Annotated in this window: 18 protein-coding genes, 2 tRNA genes and 1 pseudogene; 11 read left to right on the plus strand and 10 right to left on the minus strand. The window is 70.5% G+C overall.

Annotation, left to right across the window (positions count from 1 at the left end; genetic code table 11):
• Nucleotides 1-155: 155 nt before the first annotated feature.
• The 3 genes from ACIO3R_RS23445 to ACIO3R_RS23455 all read right to left on the minus strand — a co-directional run bounded on the left by ACIO3R_RS23445 (nt 156) and on the right by ACIO3R_RS23455 (nt 3,001).
• Entirely contained in the window at nt 156-1,121 is a 966-nt protein-coding gene (locus ACIO3R_RS23445) for a DUF5926 family protein (protein ID WP_385027793.1), read from the minus strand.
• A gap of 242 nt (nt 1,122-1,363) precedes the next feature.
• A complete protein-coding gene (locus ACIO3R_RS23450) occupies nt 1,364-2,080 on the minus strand; it encodes an ATP-binding protein (RefSeq protein ID WP_402108361.1) in 717 nt (238 codons plus the stop codon).
• Between the two features lie 84 nt (nt 2,081-2,164).
• On the minus strand, nt 2,165-3,001 hold the full coding sequence (locus ACIO3R_RS23455) for a glycerophosphodiester phosphodiesterase (RefSeq protein ID WP_385349095.1): 837 nt from the start codon (nt 2,999-3,001) through the stop codon (nt 2,165-2,167).
• Between the two features lie 197 nt (nt 3,002-3,198).
• Between ACIO3R_RS23455 and ACIO3R_RS23460 the strand changes: the two genes are divergently transcribed.
• Entirely contained in the window at nt 3,199-4,686 is a 1,488-nt protein-coding gene (locus ACIO3R_RS23460) for a S1C family serine protease (RefSeq protein WP_402108364.1), read from the plus strand.
• Nucleotides 4,687-4,736: 50 nt separating this feature from the next.
• A tRNA-Ser gene (locus ACIO3R_RS23465) sits at nt 4,737-4,823 on the plus strand.
• A gap of 337 nt (nt 4,824-5,160) precedes the next feature.
• Here ACIO3R_RS23465 and ACIO3R_RS23470 read toward each other — a convergent pair.
• From ACIO3R_RS23470 to ACIO3R_RS23490, 5 genes are all read right to left on the minus strand, one after another.
• Nucleotides 5,161-6,030 (minus strand): GNAT family N-acetyltransferase, encoded by an 870-nt coding sequence (locus tag ACIO3R_RS23470; RefSeq protein ID WP_402108367.1) that lies wholly within the window; start codon nt 6,028-6,030, stop codon nt 5,161-5,163.
• Nucleotides 6,031-6,115: 85 nt separating this feature from the next.
• Nucleotides 6,116-6,280, minus strand: coding sequence for a hypothetical protein (locus ACIO3R_RS23475; protein ID WP_385027778.1), 165 nt, complete (start codon nt 6,278-6,280; stop codon nt 6,116-6,118).
• Entirely contained in the window at nt 6,277-7,401 is a 1,125-nt protein-coding gene (locus tag ACIO3R_RS23480) for a radical SAM protein (protein WP_402108370.1), read from the minus strand. Before ACIO3R_RS23480 ends, ACIO3R_RS23475 begins: the two co-directional genes overlap by 4 nt.
• 193 nt (nt 7,402-7,594) lie before the next feature.
• On the minus strand, nt 7,595-7,924 hold the full coding sequence (locus ACIO3R_RS23485; protein ID WP_385027772.1) for a hypothetical protein: 330 nt from the start codon (nt 7,922-7,924) through the stop codon (nt 7,595-7,597).
• Nucleotides 7,924-8,124 carry a hypothetical protein gene (locus ACIO3R_RS23490; RefSeq protein WP_385027770.1) on the minus strand — a complete coding sequence of 67 codons (201 nt, stop codon included), beginning with the start codon at nt 8,122-8,124 and terminating at the stop codon, nt 7,924-7,926. Before ACIO3R_RS23490 ends, ACIO3R_RS23485 begins: the two co-directional genes overlap by 1 nt.
• A 123-nt stretch (nt 8,125-8,247) precedes the next feature.
• Between ACIO3R_RS23490 and ACIO3R_RS23495 the strand changes: the two genes are divergently transcribed.
• Together ACIO3R_RS23495 and ACIO3R_RS23500 are read left to right on the plus strand one after the other, a co-directional pair.
• Nucleotides 8,248-9,651 carry an XRE family transcriptional regulator gene (locus ACIO3R_RS23495; RefSeq protein WP_402108372.1) on the plus strand — a complete coding sequence of 468 codons (1,404 nt, stop codon included), beginning with the start codon at nt 8,248-8,250 and terminating at the stop codon, nt 9,649-9,651.
• Nucleotides 9,648-10,457 carry a class I SAM-dependent methyltransferase gene (locus ACIO3R_RS23500; protein WP_402108374.1) on the plus strand — a complete coding sequence of 270 codons (810 nt, stop codon included), beginning with the start codon at nt 9,648-9,650 and terminating at the stop codon, nt 10,455-10,457. The genes ACIO3R_RS23495 and ACIO3R_RS23500 overlap by 4 nt, the downstream gene beginning before the upstream one ends.
• Here ACIO3R_RS23500 and ACIO3R_RS23505 read toward each other — a convergent pair.
• Nucleotides 10,423-10,771, minus strand: a pseudogene (locus ACIO3R_RS23505) (hypothetical protein); the annotation flags it as partial. The gene ACIO3R_RS23500 and the pseudogene ACIO3R_RS23505 sit on opposite strands and share 35 nt — an antisense overlap.
• A gap of 261 nt (nt 10,772-11,032) precedes the next feature.
• Here ACIO3R_RS23505 and ACIO3R_RS23510 point away from each other — a divergent pair.
• Nucleotides 11,033-11,107: transfer RNA gene (locus tag ACIO3R_RS23510), tRNA-Trp, on the plus strand.
• Nucleotides 11,108-11,197: 90 nt separating this feature from the next.
• Here ACIO3R_RS23510 and ACIO3R_RS23515 read toward each other — a convergent pair.
• Nucleotides 11,198-12,064 (minus strand): bifunctional DNA primase/polymerase, encoded by an 867-nt coding sequence (locus ACIO3R_RS23515; protein ID WP_402108376.1) that lies wholly within the window; start codon nt 12,062-12,064, stop codon nt 11,198-11,200.
• Nucleotides 12,065-12,376: 312 nt separating this feature from the next.
• Here ACIO3R_RS23515 and ACIO3R_RS23520 point away from each other — a divergent pair, with 312 nt between their 5' ends.
• The 6 genes from ACIO3R_RS23520 (at nt 12,377) to ACIO3R_RS23545 (ending at nt 17,810) form a co-directional block, all read left to right on the plus strand.
• Nucleotides 12,377-12,688: a hypothetical protein gene (locus ACIO3R_RS23520; RefSeq protein WP_385027754.1), complete on the plus strand. Its 312-nt coding sequence runs from the start codon at nt 12,377-12,379 to the stop codon at nt 12,686-12,688.
• Between the two features lie 291 nt (nt 12,689-12,979).
• Nucleotides 12,980-14,155, plus strand: a complete 1,176-nt coding sequence (locus ACIO3R_RS23525) for an acyl-CoA dehydrogenase family protein (RefSeq protein ID WP_363022983.1) — start codon at nt 12,980-12,982, stop codon at nt 14,153-14,155.
• Nucleotides 14,155-15,219: a bifunctional MaoC family dehydratase N-terminal/OB-fold nucleic acid binding domain-containing protein gene (locus tag ACIO3R_RS23530; protein ID WP_402108378.1), complete on the plus strand. Its 1,065-nt coding sequence runs from the start codon at nt 14,155-14,157 to the stop codon at nt 15,217-15,219. The genes ACIO3R_RS23525 and ACIO3R_RS23530 overlap by 1 nt, the downstream gene beginning before the upstream one ends.
• A gap of 1 nt (nt 15,220) precedes the next feature.
• A complete protein-coding gene (locus ACIO3R_RS23535; RefSeq protein WP_402108380.1) occupies nt 15,221-16,255 on the plus strand; it encodes an acyl-CoA dehydrogenase family protein in 1,035 nt (344 codons plus the stop codon).
• The gene (locus ACIO3R_RS23540) at nt 16,252-16,647 is read left to right on the plus strand and encodes a MaoC family dehydratase (RefSeq protein WP_402108381.1); all 396 of its coding nucleotides are present in this window, start codon (nt 16,252-16,254) and stop codon (nt 16,645-16,647) included. Before ACIO3R_RS23535 ends, ACIO3R_RS23540 begins: the two co-directional genes overlap by 4 nt.
• Complete coding sequence (locus tag ACIO3R_RS23545; RefSeq protein ID WP_402108383.1) at nt 16,644-17,810, plus strand: lipid-transfer protein; 1,167 nt, start codon at nt 16,644-16,646, stop codon at nt 17,808-17,810. The genes ACIO3R_RS23540 and ACIO3R_RS23545 overlap by 4 nt, the downstream gene beginning before the upstream one ends.
• Nucleotides 17,811-17,953: the final 143 nt, after the last annotated feature.

The raw sequence follows: 17,953 nt of genomic DNA on the forward strand, positions 1-17,953 counted from the left end.
CTGGCGACGGGGGATGCACCAGCGACCGGGCTTCTAGAACGGTAACAAGAGATCTGCCGTTCGCAAATTCGATCTCGCGTATTCGGACAGCGATTTACCTGTCAGTACGGCGAGTTGTGACGCGAGTCACCGTACGGTCCGGGTAGTGGTCACTGTCAGCTGAGCGTCACCTGGCGGTTGGTGAGCCCGCCGCGTGCCCGGCGCTCCTCGGGAGTGAGGGGCGCGTCCGAAGCGAGCGCCGTGGCCAGCCGCTCCGCGAACACCGCGGCGGGCTTCTCGCACTCCTCGGCTCCCATCTCGCTCGGCAGGTCCCAGACCGGCACCATCAGGCCGTGCGCGCGGAAGGAGCCGACCAGCCTGGTCCCCTCGCCGAGGGACGAGACTCCGGCGGCGTGCAGCCGGGCGAGAGCGTCGAGCAGCTGCTCCTCGGGGTGCGGCATGACCCACCGGAGGTGGTTCTTCTCCGGCGTCTCGCACCAGTACGCGGCGTCAACCCCGGTGAGCAGGACGGTCGGGATCGCGGCGTCGTTCGCACGCTCCAGGGAGGCGGACACCTCGGCCGTGGCGTTCTCCGCGTCCGGCACCCAGAACTCGAAGCCGGAGTGCACGACGGGCGCGAACGGCGCGTCCGGGTCCAGGACGTCCTGCAAACGGGGCCCGTCGGCCGGAACGCGCCGGGCGGCCACGGGCGAACCGGGCTCGGTCTCCAGCGCTCGCTGAAGGGTGTCGGCGAGGTCCCGGCTGAGGTCACCGGAAGAGGTGTCGTTCTGCAGGGCGAGCAGAACGGATCCGTCGTCGCGGCGCAGCGCTGGCCAGGCCATCGGGAGCACGGTCGCGAGCGTCACGGACGGCACGCCCTCGGGCAGCCCGCCCTTCAGCGTCAGCTCGACCGTGGCGGCGGGGACCAGCTCGCGCAGCGCGACCCAGTCGCATTCGCCGGCCAGTCCCTCGAAGGGACGCTGGACCAGCTCGGTCACGGCCTGGGCGGCGGCGCGGCCGTGGCAGGCCTTGTAACGGCGGCCCGAACCGCACGGGCAGGGCTCGCGAGCCCCGACCACCGGGATCTCGCCGTCCTTGAGTTGCTGCTTCCCGGCCTTGGTCTGAGGGCGCTTCTTGGCCATGGTGGGCTTTCTCCCGGTTGCGACGGTTGAGACAGTGCGGTCTGGGCCGCGAGCCTAGCCGCCCGTACGGTGTCCGGGGTGCAGCTGCCCCGGCTGCCTGCGGGTACGGGCGCGGGAACGCCGCGTTCCGGGTGCGACTTTCCCGGCTGGGGGACCGCTGCGCTTGCGCCGTACTGTCTCGGCCGCACAGCTTCCGTCGTACCGCTTCGCCCGCGCATCCAGCCCGTACGGCTTCGCCCGGGTCAGCCCGCGTCGTCGAAAGCGGCGGCGAGATCCAGCCCGTCGAGCTCCGGTACGACGGGTGCCACGGTCGCGCTCGGCAGCGCGGCCGCGCTCGGTACCGCGGTCGCGCTCGGTACCGGGGTCGCGGCGGTCGCCTGTCCGTTGACCCGTCCGTTGCCTCGTGCGCCCGGTCGGCCGTCGGGGCGCCCCGGGCCCTCGTTGACCAGCACCCAGACCGTGACCTCGCCCGACGAGTCGTCGCGTACGCCCCACTTCTCGGCGAGCGCGCTGATGATGTTGAGCCCTCGGCCGCCACGAGCGGTGACCGAGGGAGTGGCCGGAACCGGTCGGGTCGGACCGCCTCCGTCCGTCACCTCGACGGTCAGCCCGCCCGTTCTGTCGACGCACCACGCGGCGCGTACGTCGCCCTCTCCCACATCGCTCTGCCGGCCCAGCGGCCTGCCGTGCCGGCAGGCATTGCTGAGCAGTTCGGAAAGGATCAACACAGCATCGTCGACGACCGAGTCCGACACTCCGTGGCTGCGCAACTGCTCACGCATCCGGTGTCGTGCCTGACCCACGCCCGCAGGGCCATGGGGAACGGCCATGCTCGACGACGTGGGCACTTCCTGTGCCACCACCAACGCCACCCCCGAGACCTCCTTTGCCCCACGCCACGGAGTGGATGCCCCCCTGGGCTGGGCCGGAAACCGGCCAATGGTCTGCCAGTGACGCACTCGTAACGATCGAGTACACCCCGAATGCGCCGGTGCACTCCCTGTCACAGATATGAAGACCGACCAGCATATGTACCGGTCGGTCTAGGAGCGTCCCAGTTGCGCCAGGACCTGCTTCGGGCGGTTTGTGATGATCGCCTCCACTCCGAGCCGGACGCAGAGGTCGACGTCCTCCGGTTCGTTGACCGTCCAGACATGGGCCCGGTGGCCCGCGCGGTGCAGCCGGTCGATGTAGCCCGGGTGGCTGCGCACGATCCGCATCCCGGGACCGGCGATCCGGGCGCCGGCCGGCAGGCGCCCGTCACGCAGCCGCGGCGAGACGAACTGCATCAGGTAGACGGTGGGCAGATCCGGTGCGGCGTCCTGGATGCGGTGCAGGGAGCGGGCCGAGAAGCTCATGATGCGGACCGGTGAGGGGCCGTCGGCCGGCGGTGCGTCGAGCTCGAACCGCTTCAGCAGATGCAGCAGCCGCTCCTCGACCTGGCCCGCCCAGCGGGTCGGGTGCTTGGTCTCGATGGCCAGCTGGAGCGGACGCCCGGCGGCTCTCGTCTCGACGAGCAGTTCGAGCAGCCGTTCCAGGGTCAGTACGGAGGTGAGCTCGCCCGGCACCGGGTCCCAGTCCGGGGACTCCGACTCCTCGCGGTCCTTCCACGAGCCGAAGTCGAGCGCGGCGAGCTCGGAGAGCTCCAGGGTCGAGACCGCGCCGCGGCCGTTGGACGTACGGTTCACCCGGCGGTCGTGCACGCATACGAGATGGCCGTCGGCGGTGAGCCGCACGTCGCACTCCAGGGCGTCGGCACCGTCCTCGATCGCCTTCCGGTACGCGGCCAAGGTGTGCTCGGGGGCGTCGTCGGACGCGCCTCGGTGCGCGATGACCTGGATGGGATGCTGCGTGGTGTGCTGCTGCCGTGCTTGGGTCACCGCGTCATGGTGTCACCGGCGGGACCGCGGGCGCGAACCCTGCGAGGTGGAGACGTTTTGTCCGATGTAAAGGCCCGTGCGCGGATGCACAGGTCCTGCTTACAGTGGTCTGACGTGCTGTGGGAAAAGCTGACTCCAGACACGTACACAGCGGATCTCTTGCCGAATCATGATGTGGAACCGAGGAGTATAGAGCTGTGAGCACAGAGAACGAGGACAACAAGGGCACGGCGGCCGAGGCCGCCCCGTCCGTTCCGTCCGCACCTCCAGTGCCGGCCGATGCTCCCCAGGGGCCTCCTGGAAGCACGTACCCGGCCCCTCCGCGGACGGATGTGACGGCCGAGCAGCCGCAGGCCCTCCCGGCCCATGACCCGGCGACCACGCCCATGGCCCAGGTCCCGCCGGCGCCGCAGCCCCACACGCCCCCTCCCGTACCGCAGTCGGCAGCGGATGCCGGCTGGCCCCCGCCCCCGCCCGCGGTCCCCGCCTACGCCCACGGCGCGCAGGGCGGCGGACCCGTGTGGGGCCCGCCCGGCCAGGTGCAGGCGCCCGACGCCCCCCGCAAGCGCGGTGCCGGCGGCCTGGTGGCCGCGGTGGTCGTGGCAGCGCTGGTCGCGGGCGGGGTCGGCGGGGCCCTCGGCTACTGGGCCGCGGACAGCAATGACGGCTCCGGCGGCTCCGGTTCGACCACGGTCGCGGCGTCGGCCAACCCGCAGGACCTCAAGCGCGACCCGGGCACGGTCGCGGGAGTGGCGGCCAAGGCGCTGCCCAGCGTGGTCACCATCGACGCGCAGGGCGGCGACGGCGAGGGCGGCACCGGCACCGGCTTCGTGTACGACAAGGAGGGCCACATCCTCACGAACAACCACGTGGTGGCCTCCGCGGCGGACAACGGCCAGCTCACGGCGACGTTCTCGAACGGCAAGAAGTACGGCGCCGAGGTCGTCGGCCGGGCCCAGGGCTACGACGTCGCGGTCCTGAAGCTGAAGGACCCGCCGCAGGGACTCACCCCGCTGGACCTGGGCAACTCGGACAAGGTGGCGGTGGGCGATTCGACGATCGCGATCGGCGCCCCGTTCGGCCTGTCCAACACGGTCACCACGGGCATCATCAGCGCGAAGAACCGCCCGGTCGCCTCCGGTGACGGCGCCGGCGGCAGCAACTCGTACATGAGCGCCCTGCAGACCGACGCCTCGATCAACCCGGGCAACTCCGGCGGCCCGCTGCTGAGCGCCGGCGGCGCGGTCATCGGGATCAACTCGGCGATCCAGTCGACCGGCAGCAGCACCGGCCAGAGCCAGGCGGGCTCCATCGGCCTCGGCTTCGCGATCCCGATCAACCAGGCGACGAACGTCGCCCAGCAACTGATCAAGACGGGTCAGCCGGTCTACCCGGTCATCGGCGCCACGGTGACGATGGACGAGAAGACGGGCGGCGCGGTCATCTCCGACCAGGGCTCGGGCGGCACGGAGGCGGTCCCGAAGGACAGCCCGGCGGGCCGGGCGGGCCTCAAGCCGGGGGACGTCATCACGAAGTTCAACGACACCGTGGTCGACAGCGGCCCGACCCTGATCGGCGAGATCTGGACCCACAAGCCGGGCGACAAGGTCACGCTGACCTACAAGCGCGGCGGCAAGACGTCGACCGCCGAAGTCACCCTGGGGGAGCGCAAGGGCGACAGCTGACCGGCTAGGCTGTCCTGGTGTCGAAAGCGGTTTGTTGACCGTCGGCGCGGGGTGGGTTGCCCGAGCGGCCTAAGGGAACGGTCTTGAAAACCGTCGTGGCAGCGATGTCACCGTGGGTTCAAATCCCACACCCACCGCAGCAGGTCAGAGAATGCGCTGATCAGAAGGGGTGTCCCGACCAGGGGCACCCCTTCTGTATGGGGTCCTGTCTTACCCTGCCCCGCTCGCGTGCCGCTTTCGGTCATGCTGTGTGGACCAGGCATGGACCACCATGAACCTTCCGGCCCTGCGCAATCGCGAGCGCTTCGACACCGACTCAGGTCTGCCCGAGTCCGATGGTCTGGGCCGACCCCAACTCGAACAGGACACCGGCCATAGCCACTCCGGCCGACCGAGTTGTACGCCGCGCCGGCGTGAGTGAACGGTCACGGCGGGGGGCTGTAGTTGGCGTGCACGCACAGAGTTTTGAAGCGGCTACGCAGGTGTGGTGTGGCTGAAGCCGAGGGAGGTCAGCCCTTCGGCTTGGCACAGCCTGTCGGACGGGCCGCCGACCTCGGTTTGGAGAAGCTGGTAGGCCGCGCCGTGGGACTGGCCCCAGTGCATCGCGGCCCGCCACAGGGCGCGACCCAGGCCCTGCCCACGGGCCTCGGGCAGGACGGCGAAGTACTGGGGCATGAGCTGGGGGCAGCCGATCGCGTCGGTGCGTACTTCCATGGGGCCGATCGCACCCACGATTTGGCCCTCGACGGCGGCGGCGAGGACCGGGCCGCACCGGCCGGTCTGCATGTGGGCGTGGAGGAAGGCCAGGCCATCAGCGGTCATGGCCGCGGCGAACGACGCGAAGGTGTTCTGCACGGCGGCCGGCCAGTCGGGCATAGGGCGGACCGGGCCGCCGAGGTCTGGGCACGGGCAGGCAGTGAAGTCCTTGAGCTGGATGCGTGTGCCGCGCGGGAAGGCGGTCTCGGGGCCGAGCGGGCGTACAACCTGGGCTTTCATCGCGTCGTGCACGGCGGCGAGCTTCACTGCAAGCTCGCCGGCCTCGTCCACGACGCTGCCATGGTGCCCGTAGGCGAAGACCTTGACGGTGCCGCGTCCGCGCCGAGTCAGGGTGGGCATGAGGGTATGGCCGGGCTGATGGACCACATCGTCGCAGAGGACTGTCTCGTCCTTCTCGGTACTCCAGCGCCGGTCCTTGTCGTAGTGGAGGAAGGACCGGCCAGTTACGGCCGCTCGTAGCGTGTCCTCGAAGAGGTCGACAGTGAGGACGTGGGGGTGGACGGGGCCGAGAGTCGGCACGATCGGCGCGGTCAGTACCGGCCGCAGCCAGTCCCAGCGGAAGAGCATGAGCGGCACCCTAGCGGTCGGCCGGCAGGGCTCAGGCCCCGACGCGAACACGTCAGGGCCTGAGCGGGGCCGACTGGACTGTCGGTCAGTGCGGGTTGTCGTCGCCGGCGTCGCAGGAGCACTCCGCGCTCTCCACGATCGCGTCGAGGTCCTGGACGGCGGTGATCGAGGCGGTCGCGACGGGTGAGGCCGCGCGGCGGGCCGAGGCCGGCGGGCTGGGGAGGATGGTCACCGGTACAGGTGGGGTCATGAGGCGTTCTCCTTGTCTCCGTGCTGGCAGTAGCTGTGCAGCGGCGCCTTGGCCTCCTGGTAGTGCTTGGCCAGGGGGCGGCAGACCCGGCAGGTGCCGGACAGCGCGCAGCCTTCGCACCCACCGGTGCGAAGCATGAGGCGGTCGGCGATGGCGCCGAGCCGGGTGAGGCCGTCGATGCCTTCGGCCATGAGGTCGATCTGGTCGTCGCGGCCGACCTTGCAGATCGAGACCTTGGCGTGCGGGTCGGCGTGAAAGAAGGTGTGTCCCGCGTTGCAGCCGGCGAACGGCTTGCGCTGCCGCAGGTGGGCGGCGGACTGGGCGAGCAGCGGCTCTCCGCCGCCGTAGATCGTGGGTGTCATGTTCGTGTACGCGTGGTTCTCGACGTTCCACTCGTCGGCGATGGCGGCCATCTCGTCGGCCTCGGAGGCGTTGTCCTCGGTCACCACGACGTTGATGCGCAGAGGAAGACCCGCTTCGCGGGCGGCGTCGATGCCGCGCCGGAACGCCTTCCACGCCCCGCGGCGCTGGGTGAGCGTGTCGAAGGACTCCTCGCTCGCCCCGTACATGCTGACCACCAGCCGGTAGGGCGGGCAGTCCCGGAAGAGCTTGAGGAGGTCCGGCCGCCGGAGCAGCGAGCCGTTGGTGGAGATGGTGAGCATCATCCCGGCCTGCCAGGCGTACCGGTAAGCACCCTGGAAGTCCGGGTCCATGGTGGGCTCGCCGCCGGTGATCTGGAGCCAGAGGACACCGGCCTCGCGCATGATGTCCAGCAGCCGCACCTTGTCCTCCCAGCCGAGGCCGGAGAAGGGGCGCTCGCCGAGGTAGCAGTGCTTGCAGCCGAAGTTGCAGCCGAGGTTGATCTCCCAGGAGGCGCGGCAGTAGCCGTACGGGGACGGTTCGCGCACCAGCACGGTGCCCTGCGCGGGTCGGCCGCCCAGGTTCAGGCCCCACACATCGGCGGCCGTCTGCACCGCCCAGGCGGGAAGCGACTCACCGTCGGCGGCGGCCTGGCGCAGGCCCTCGAAGTGGTCGGCGGAGATTCGTGCGCCTGCCCGTGCTCCAGGCTTGAGGAGAAGGTGTCCGTCGAGGAACGGGGAGGCGATCAGAGCGTGGGCCATCGGTGGGCTTCCTTTCGGATCACGGAGCGGGACAGCACAGGGGACTCCTGGCGGTCGGCGCGGCAGTGGATCTCGCCCAGCCCGTTGCAGGTGCCGCAGGTTCTGCCGGACGTATTGGCGCCGCTGCCACCGCAGTCCCCGCACTGTTCGTTGCGAGGCGAGCGAGGGCGCCGGGTCTTGTGCGGACTCGCAATCAGCCGGTGCACGAGACCTCCTCCAGGGCGTCTTCCCAGGTGTGCCGCTTGGCGTGGTCGGCGAACAGACAGCAGCCCTCACCGTCGGGCCCCGGGGCGGCCACCGGGCAGTCAGGCAACACGACAAGTTCCGCTTCGTCCGTCCCGTGCCAGCGGACCCACAGCGCGGTCCCGTACACGCCTGTGTCGGTGAGGAGACCGAAGTGCTCACCCTCGTCGTGCGCGGACAGCTGACACTGCACCGCCCTGTCGATGTACGTGGCGGCTGACTTGTCCTGTGCTTCCCTTGCCAGGTCGAGGGGCACCCGGCGCCAGTGCGCGCACCGCATCACGGCACCATCCGGAAGAGCACGACGGCGTTCCGTGCCTGCTGCGGGCACCGGGGGCAGACGCACGTCGGGTAGCGGCCCTGATTCTCCGGGACCAGCGGGTCCTCGCCCACGCGTACCTCCGTGCGAGGTCCCCACGTCTGGCCGGAGTCGCGGGAGACCCGCAACGTCATCCGTACGTCGTCCTGTCCGTTCGCCATGGTCAGGAGCATCGCGATCCACGGACCCGGCCGGAAAGGCCAAGCGGATTACCCAACTTGGGTAACATCACCCTCGGTCGACCAAGTGCAGCGATCCGTAGTCCTCACGCCGGAGCGTGCCCGATGCCCGAGCCATCTCGCTCTAAGGAACTCCCGGTCAGCCTGCTCACAGACCCAGTCATGATCGAGGCATGCCAGGCCAGAGATTTCGGCCGCATTTTTCACCTGGTCAAGGCACGAGCAGGCATCTATCCATCGATGATCGCGCGCCGCTGCGACCTGACCCCGAGCCGTGTGGGTGAGGTGATCGCCGGGCGGAGGCAGTTGCTGCACATGGACGTGATCGAACGGATCTCGGACGGATTGCGCATTCCCGGACACATGCTCGGACTTGCCCGGCGCTCCTGGGAGACGCCGCCCAGCCTGACGGTCACACCCCGCGAACCGGCCGAGGTGCCGACCTCAGCCGCCGAGCCGCTGGTTGCCGGAGTACCGGGGGCGGACGACGATGCCCGATCCCCAGCCGCCGACACGGAACTCTCTGCCAGGCTCGCTCGTCACGCGGCGGAGACCAACGTCAACACGCTCGTACTGGAGCAGTTCGATGCTGATGTTGAACGGCTTGCCCGAGACTTCGTCAGTCGGCCCCTGCCTCTTCTGATCCCGGAGATTCGCACAGCTCAGGGTGGAGTGTTCCAGTTACTGGAGGGCCGCCAGCACCCCAGTCAGACCCGTCACCTGTATGTGGTTGCGGGGTGGCTATCCGGTCTTGCAGCCCATGTGTCACTTGACTTGGGGGACCGCTCTGCCGCAGCTACGCATGTCCGCACTGTGGTGCAGTGCGCGGAGATCTCGGAGCACTCACCGCTACGCGCATGGGCACGGTCGTTCCAGTCACTGGCCGCTTACTGGGCGGGGGACTACCGGAGAGCAGGAGACCTTGCGCAAGCCGGGCAGAGCGAGGGGCGAGGCCCCGGTACGGGAACGATCAAGGCTCGGCTGCTGAGCTTGGAGGCGCGTGCCCGCGCGGCCGCAGGGGACAACCGCAGCGCGCTGCGGATCCTTGCGCTGGCCCGTGAGGCGCGGGGCGCTGCGGGACCCGACGAGTTGCCCGGGGTCTTCTCGTTTCCCGAGGCCAAGCAGTGGGCCTATGCCGGTACCACCTTGTTGGCCGTCGGGGGCGATGAGCAGATCCGGCACGCCATAGGTGCTTCCCATCGTGCCGTGGAGCTGTACCAGGCCGGGCCGGAAGACGACCGCTCCCCCGGCGATCTACAGGCCGCCCATCTGGACCTGGCCACCGCCTACCTTGCCAGCGGTGACGTCGAGGGAGCCGGTGCGAAGCTCTCGGAGGTGTTCGGCGCCGAGGGATACACGGCGAGCATCACCATCAGGCTTCGCAATCTGGCCGCACTCCTCGGAAGCGAGCCGTACCGTGGCGCACAGTCGGCAGTCAGTCTCCGCGCGCACATCCACGAGGTGACCGTCCGGCCCGCTCTCGCCAGCAAGCCCACGGAGCCCCGATGACCGTCCAGCCCGCGCCTGATCATTCGGTCACCGACCGCAGCCTTCTTTCCACCAAGGCGTACGGCACGGGTCAGCACCTGGCCGCCCGCCAGTCCCTCTACCAATGGCAGACCCCGAGACACGACCTTCCGGGCATCGTCGTGAGCGAACTGACCGGCATACGCGGCGCGGTCGCGGACGTGGGCTGCGGTAACGGGAAGTTCGCCACCCGGGTGCGGGACGACCGTCCCGACCTGAACGTGCTGCCCATGGATGTGTCTCACGGCATCCTCGGCGCCATCCCCGGAGCGGTCGTCGCGGACGTCCAACAGTTGCCCATCGCGGATGGAGCCCTCGGTGCGGTTCTTGCGCTGCACATGCTGTATCACGTCGCGGACCAGGCTCAGGCCGTACGGGAGTTGGGCCGCGTACTGGCACCCGGCGGCATCGCGATCGTCTCGACGAACAGTCAGGCCGACAAACGGGAACTGGAGCACCTCTGGCGCCAGGCCGCAGGCGATGTGCTGGGCATCCAGGAGGGCCCGGCCCGAGTGCAGTTGTCCGCCCGCTTCACCCTGGAGGACGCGCCGGCGGTCCTCGGTACGGTCTTCGGCGAGATCCGCACAATCCCCCTCCCCGGGGTGATCGAGGTGACCGACGCTGAACCGGTCGTCGCGCACTTGGCCTCGTACGAAGCCTGGGCCGACAGGATGGGCGTTCCGTTCCCGGAGACGATCGAACGCGCGCGGGAGCGGGTCAACGAGACCATCCAGGCAGAGGGCGCTTTCCGTGTCACTTGTCTTGGCGGCATGCTCGTCTGCCGATGAGCCTTGCTACCTCGTACCGTTGCGCGTCGCTGCCCTGAAGCCACCTGCACGTCACGAGTGCGGCCTTCCGGATGTTCAGTAGCGACGGCTCCTCGGCGGTCGCAGGTCGCAGGTCGCGGGTTGCGGCTCGGGCTGCTCCGCGGCATGGCTGACGGTGACTCCGATCGCGGCCATGCGGTGCACGGCACCTGCCCCGGCATGTGGCCTTCCTCTGGGAGGACGATGAGCGTGCCGCCGGTGTCGTCGTACGGTTCCCAACGCGTCGACAGCTGCACCGGCCTGCCGTCCGCCAGGAACTCGTACGTCGTCCGCACGCTACGTCCGGCCTGTGGCTGGTCGCGACGACCAGGTGGCCGAGGCGTCGGACTCCTGGCTCAGTGGGGCGGATGCCGAGCGTGGCGACTCCGCGTCCGTCGCGTCGGACCGACTATGGCGTCAACCCGGCTCAGTCCGGTGACCCCACGCTGTCCGCCGGTATCCCCTGGGTGCCCGTCGGCTCCCGGCCGGACGGGCACGGCAAGAGCACGGTTACCGCCTCGGCCGCAGCAGGAGTCCTTACGATGGCGGACGGGGGCGGAGCTGTAGCGCAGAGGTCGTCGCGCGCGGTCTCCAAAACCGCGAGGACGCCGGTTCGAATCCGGCCGGTTCTGCCTTCCGACCGGTTCCGCCTTCCCGTTGTATGCCGACCCGCCACTCACCCCAACTTGCTCTCCCCTCCCCTCTCTTCCTCTCGGGCGTTCTCAGCGCGTTGTGGTGAGGCGTGCCGCTGAGGCGATGGTTGCGCGGGCCTCGTGTTCGGGGAGGCCGGTGCGGACCGCGGCTTCGGTGAGGGCGTCCGCCAGGGTGTCGCCGAAGCCGTGTTCGTAGGCGCGGCAGGCGGCCCAGAAGAGCCGGGTGTTGCGCTGGCCCGCGTCCGCCGCGCGGACGAACCGGATCAGGCCCTGGCCCCGGTCGTCGGGGTGGCCGTGGCGGCGGTGTGCGCGTGCCGGGGGCGTCAGTAGCTGGAGGAGGGCGCGGGGGCAGGGGGCCGGCGGGAGGCTGCCGGTGCCGGGGACGAGCCGGTAGGTGCCGCGGGTGGTGGCCGAGCCGGGGCCGACCAGGTAGCCGCCCGTGCCGCGGATGTCGATGCCGGGGGCGAGCCGGCCCGCGGAGTTCGGTACGGCCGTTCCGGGCGGGCCGGACAGCCAGATGTGGCGGCCGCCGCTGGGGGTGAGCACCGTGACGGTCGGCGGGATGGTGAACAGGTGATGGAACGCGAGCTGTTGCAGGGCCGCAGTGGAGTCGTTCCGGCCGTTCGGGTCGATGTCGAGGTCGATACCGATGAGGTGGTGCGGGGCCCGGCCGCAGGCGATGCCGTAGCCGGTGGCCCAGGGGGCGGCGGCGAAGAGGGCGCGTACGGCGGCGGGGTCGGTGGTGGCGTCATGGACGCCGTGTCCGGGCAGGCCGCAGGCGCCCCGGCAGCTGCTCGGCCGGTCCTCGCCCCGGTGCGGGGAGCGCAGGGCGGGGAGCTTGGACGCGGACAACGGGAGGACGGGGAGCCCGTGCTCGGCCGCGGACAGTGCGTGGGCCAGGGCCAGGGTGAAGGTTCGCCGGTCGGTGATGGCCATGCTTCTATTTTCGTACTAACGTTCGAATAAGGGAAGAGGGAAAGGTTCGGGAGTGGGGGTGCGGCGTGGAGTGGCGGAACGCTTCTTCTCTTGCGGGGCAAGGGTTGTACGGGTGCGTCCTGCTGACCTGCGAGTCTGTGGAGTCTGGGGGTTTATCAGCTCTTCATCACGCTTGCGAGGGAATCGAAAAGTGTGGGTGGTTCGCCGGGGTGATGGTGGGCAACCTTGATCTCGCGACGTCGTGACCACCACCCGGGCGGTCGGCCAACTGACCCGGGACCCGCCCTGCTTTCGGTTCCTGGAGGAATAGACATGGCAAGCATCCGTACCGCTCGTGCCCTCGCCGTTGTTGCCGCTCTGCCCCTCGCCGGCGCGCTCTTCGCCGGTGTGGCCCAGGCCGACAACGGCTCGTTCGCGAACGACGGATCGAACTCGGGTGTGGCCGCGATCAGCGGCAGCGGCGTCAGCGGGCTGAACCTCGGAAACTCGTCCACCTCGCAGCAGCAGGCCGTCGGGGACGGGGCGTCGAACCACAGCAACTCCGCCCAGGTGAACGGGTCCGCCTTCACGGCGATCGACCAGTCCAGCCACACCGTCGCGGTGAACTTCACCAATCTCTGGTGATCCGGTGCCTGCCGCGGGCCGTTCGGGGGACCGGGCCGCGGTCGGGGGGAACGGCGGCCTGCGTGACGTCACTTCGGTGGCGGCACGCAGGCCGCTCGTCGTTCCCGGGGGTGACGGGAGGGAGGCGGGTGGAGTGCGGGGTGAGGGGGAAGTGCGGGGATGAAGCGGGTGGGAGGGGTGAAAGGGGGAGGGGGCGGTGAGCGTCTGCTGTCGGGTGCCTTGACAGGTGAACGGAATCTGACGGACAGTCAGAAACCCTGATCCGCAGGCCTTTCCCGGGAGGCAGCCGCCGTGCACCTGGCCCCTACGGAGCGCCAGCTACAGCTGCGCGCCGAACTCCGCACGTACTTCCGCGAGGTGATGCCGGAGTCCGGTCACCGGACCGGCCCGGTGGCCGGGAGCCCGGCCGAACAGCGGCGACTGCTGCGCCGTATCGGTGCGGACGGGATGCTGGGGCTCGGCTGGCCCGTCGAGTACGGCGGGCAGGGGCGCGGCGCGGACGAACAGTTCGTGTTCTTCGACGAGGCCTACCGGGCCGGCGCCCCCGTCTCGATGGTCACCCTCAACACCGTGGGCCCGACCCTGATGAAGTACGGGACCGAGGCGCAGAAGGAGTACTTCCTGCCGCGGATCCTGGCCGGTGAGATCGTCTTCGCCATCGGCTACAGCGAGCCGGAGGCCGGTACCGACCTGGCGGCGCTGCGGACCAGGGCCGTACGGCAGGGCGACTCGTGGGTCATCGACGGGCAGAAGATCTTCACCAGCAACGCGCAGAACGCGGACTGGATCTGGCTCGCCTGCCGTACGGATCCGGAGGCGCCCAAGCACCGCGGCATCTCGATCATCCTCGTGCCGACGGACGCGCCCGGCTTCTCCTGGACGCCGATCGAGACCGTGGGCGGGCTGACCACGACCGCCACGTATTACGACGGCGTGCAGGTGCCCGCCACCGGGCTGGTCGGTGCGGAGAACGGCGGCTGGGGGCTGATCACCAACCAGTTGAACCATGAGCGGGTGGCCCTGGCCGCGATCGGGATGCAGGCCGAGGACTTCTACGACGCGGCGCTCACCTTCGCCCGTACGCCCGATCCGGTGACGGGGCGGCGTCCGGTCGACGAGCCGTGGATCCGGTCCAGGCTGGCCGAGGCCTATGCCCGGCTGGCGGCGACACGCCTGCTCAACTGGCGCCTGGTGGGGGATGTGGGGGCCGGTGCGCTGGCACCCGGTGAGGCGAGCGGCGTGAAGTTCGTGGGAACCGAAAGCGCTGTCGAGGTGTATCGCATGTGCCAGGAAATCACGGGCGATGCCGGAATGATCCGGGGCGGTTCGCCCGGCGCCTTCGGGGACGGGGAGCTGGAGCGGATGAACAGGGCGGCGCAGATCAACACCTTCGGTGGCGGGGTGAGCGAGGTGCAGCGGGAGATCGTCGCGACGATGCGGCTCGGCATGAAGAGGGGGAAGCGGTGATGGCCGAGCAGGACAGGCAGGGCGTGCGGGACACGAGCGAAGGGCCGGGCAGGCAGGGCGTACGGGACACGCGTGACGGGCCGGGCAGCCAGGACCTGCCGGACGAACTGTACGAGCGGCTCAGGGCGTACGAGGGGCGGCCGGCCGCCACCGCCGGCAGTGGCAAGGATCCGGTCAACGAGCCCATGATCAGGCACTGGTGCGAGGCCATGGGTGACACGAATCCCGCGTACGCCGGCCCCGACGCCGTCGCCCCTCCGGCCATGCTTCAGGCGTGGACGATGGGCGGGCTGTCGGGGCACACGGACCGGGGCGCGGCCTACGACGAGCTCTTCGGCCTGCTCGACGGGGCCGGGTACGGCTCGGTGGTCGCGACCGACTGCGAGCAGGAGTACCTGCGGCCGCTGCGGCCCGGCGACCGGATCACCTTCGACGCGGTGATCGAGGCGGTGTCGGAGCGGAAGACGACGAAGCTGGGCACCGGCTACTTCATCACCACGCGCATGGACGTCCGGGCGCAGGGCGAGCCGGCGGGGACGCACCGCTTCCGGATTCTCAAGTACCGTCCGGCGGCGGTGAAGGGCAAGGCGGAGAGCCGGGATACGCAGGGCAAGGAGGCAGCGCGGTCCGGGCGGCGGCGGAGCGGCGGGAGCCTGCGGCCCAGGCCGGTGATCAACCGGGACAACGCCGGATTCTGGCGGGGCGTCTCCGCGCACCAGCTGCTGATCCAGCGCTGTGACGCGTGCGGCACCCTGCGCTTCCCCTGGCTGCCCGGCTGCAATGACTGCGGGTCCTCGGCGTGGGAGACGGTCGAGGCATCGGGCGAGGGCACCGTCTTCTCGTACGTCGTGATGCATCACCCGCCCTTCCCCGCGTTCAGCACGTCCGAGGACGCCGAGCCGTACGCGGTGGCGCTGGTGGAGCTCGCGGAGGGCGTCCGGATGGTCAGCAACGTGATCGGGGTGCCGTACGACAAGGTGCGGGTGGGAATGCCGGTCCGGCTGGAATTCCTGCGTACGGACCCCGAGTTGGAACTGCCGGTCTTCCGGGGGAGCGAGGCCTGACATGGATTTCACACCCACTGAGGAGCAGACCGCCGCGCAGGGGCTCGCCGCGCGGATCTTCGGGGACCTGTCGACGCACGACCGTCTGGTCGCGGCCGGCACCGGTACGGACGCCGGGCTCTGGAAGGAGCTCTGTGCGGCCGGACTGCCCGGGGCGGTCGAGGAGATCGGGCTCCTCGGCCTGGTGCTCCTCCTGGAGGAACAGGGCCGGACGACCGCGCAGGTGCCCTTCGCGTCGAGCTGTGTGTACGGGCTCCTCGCCGTCGCCGGACACGGCACGGACGAACAGCGCGAGCGGCTGCTGCCACCGTTCCGGGACGGCACGGCGGTGGCGGTCGGGGCCTTCCCGGCCGGCGGCTCCGTGCATGCGCGGCCGGAGGGCGGGCTGACCGGCACGGTGCCGCTGGTGCCGTGGCTGAGGGGGGCCACACACGTCCTCGTCGCGGCCGCGGACCGGTCGCTGTGGATCGTACGGACCGCGGACGCCGGTGTGCTGACCGAGCCCGTGGAGACCACGGCCCCGTGGTCGGCGGGACGGCTCGTGCTCGACGGGGCGCCGGGGGAACGGCTCGGCGGGGCGCGGGCGTACGAGGAGGTGCTCGCCACGGCCCGTACGGCGTTCGCGGGCCTGCAGGCGGGGGTGTGCGCGGGCTCGGTGGCGCGCGCCGTCGAACACACCGGCACACGTGAGCAGTTCGGGCGCCCGCTCTCGACCAAACAGGGGGTGCTGCTGCGAGCCGCCGACGCCCATATGGACACCGAGGCGATCCGCGTCACGGCGTACGAGGCCGCATGGCTGCACGACCGGTCGCTGCCCCGCGCGGCGCAGGCGCTCACCGCCGCGTGGTGGGCGTCCGAGGCGGGAAAGCGGGTCGTGCACGCGGCGCAGCACCTGCACGGAGGTACGGGCGCCGACCTCGACCACCCCGTGCACCGGCACTTCCTCTGGGGACGTCAGCTCGACGCCTACCTCGGCTGCGGCAGCGAAGTGCTCCAGGAACTCGGCGGACTGCTGGTGGAGGAGGGATCACGGTGAAGGTCGGCGAAGAGCTGGCACCGCTGGAGATCGCGGTGACCCGCACCCTGATCGTGGCGGGCGCGGTCGCCTCCCGCGACTACCAGGACGTGCACCATGACGCGGAACTGGCCCGGGAGAAGGGCTCCCCGGACATCTTCATGAACATCCTGACGACCAACGGCCTGGTCGGGCGGTACGTCACCGACCACTTCGGGCCCTCGGCGGTGCTCAGGAGCATCGCGATCAGGCTGGGTGCCCCGAACTATCCGGGCGACACGATGGTGCTGAGCGGCACGGTGACCGCGCTCGGCGACGACGGGACGGCCGAGGTGGCGATAGTCGGCGCCAACGGCCTCGGCAGGCATGTCACCGGCACGGTGACCATCAGCGTTCCGGAGGGAACCGCATGAGCGTGCGCAGGGCCGATTCGCTCGGCGGACGGGCGGCGGTGGCCGGGATCGGGGCGACCGAGTTCTCCAAGGACTCGGGACGCAGCGAACTCAAGCTGGCCGTCGAGGCCGTACGGGCGGCGCTCGACGACGCGGGGCTCAGCCCCGCCGACGTCGACGGACTGGTCACGTTCACCATGGACACCAGCCCCGAGATCACCGTCGCCCAGGCGGCCGGCATCGGTGAGCTGTCGTTCTTCTCCCGCATCCACTACGGCGGCGGGGCGGCCTGCGCCACCGTCCAGCAGGCGGCCCTCGCCGTCGCCTGCGGGGTGGCCGACGTGGTCGTCTGCTACCGCGCGTTCAACGAGAGGTCGGGGCGGCGCTTCGGCTCCGGGGTGCAGCAGCGGGAGCCCACGGCGGAGGGCGCGGCGCTGGGCTGGAACCTGCCCTTCGGGCTGCTCACCCCCGCCTCCTGGGTGGCGATGGCGGCCCAGCGGTATCTGCACACCTACGGGCTGACGCCGGAGGCTTTCGGTCACGTCGCGGTCACCGACCGGCGCCATGCCGCGCGCAACCCGGCGGCGTACTTCTACGAGAAGCCGATCACCCTCGCCGAACATGCGGCGTCCCGCTGGATCGTCGAGCCCCTGCGCCTGCTCGACTGCTGCCAGGAGACCGACGGCGGACAGGCGATCGTCGTCACCAGCGCGGAACGGGCCAAGGACCTGCGCCACCCGCCCGCGGTGATCGTCGCCGCCGCGCAGGGGGCGGGGCGGGCACAGGAGCAGATGACCAGCTTCTACCGGGACGGGCTGACGGGTCTGCCGGAGATGGACGTCGTCGCCCGCCAGCTCTGGCGGAACTCGGGCCTCGCCCCCGCCGACATCGACGTGGCGATCCTGTACGACCACTTCACCCCGTTCGTGCTGATGCAGCTGGAGGAGTTCGGATTCTGCGGACCGGGTGAGGCCGCCGACTTCGTGGCCGCCGACGCCCTGCCCCTGAACACCCACGGCGGCCAGCTGGGGGAGGCGTACCTGCACGGGATGAACGGCATCGCGGAGGCGGTCCGGCAGATCCGGGGCACCTCGGTGAACCAGATACCCGGGGCGGCCCGGTCCCTGGTCACGGCCGGCACGGGGGTACCCACCTCGGGTCTCCTCCTGGGCCGGGCGGAGTGAACGGCGCGTCCGGTCCGCGGGGCGCGGCCTCCGGGGCGACCCTGAGTACCGTCGTGCGGCCCCTCCACCTTCAGGAGGTGGCAGGGGGCCCGGTCCTACACCCTGAGGCGGACCCGGTTTCGGGACCTGGGGGCGATCCCCGG

The sequence above is a fragment of the Streptomyces sp. NPDC087428 genome (assembly GCF_044744085.1).
GTDB lineage: Bacteria > Actinomycetota > Actinomycetes > Streptomycetales > Streptomycetaceae > Streptomyces.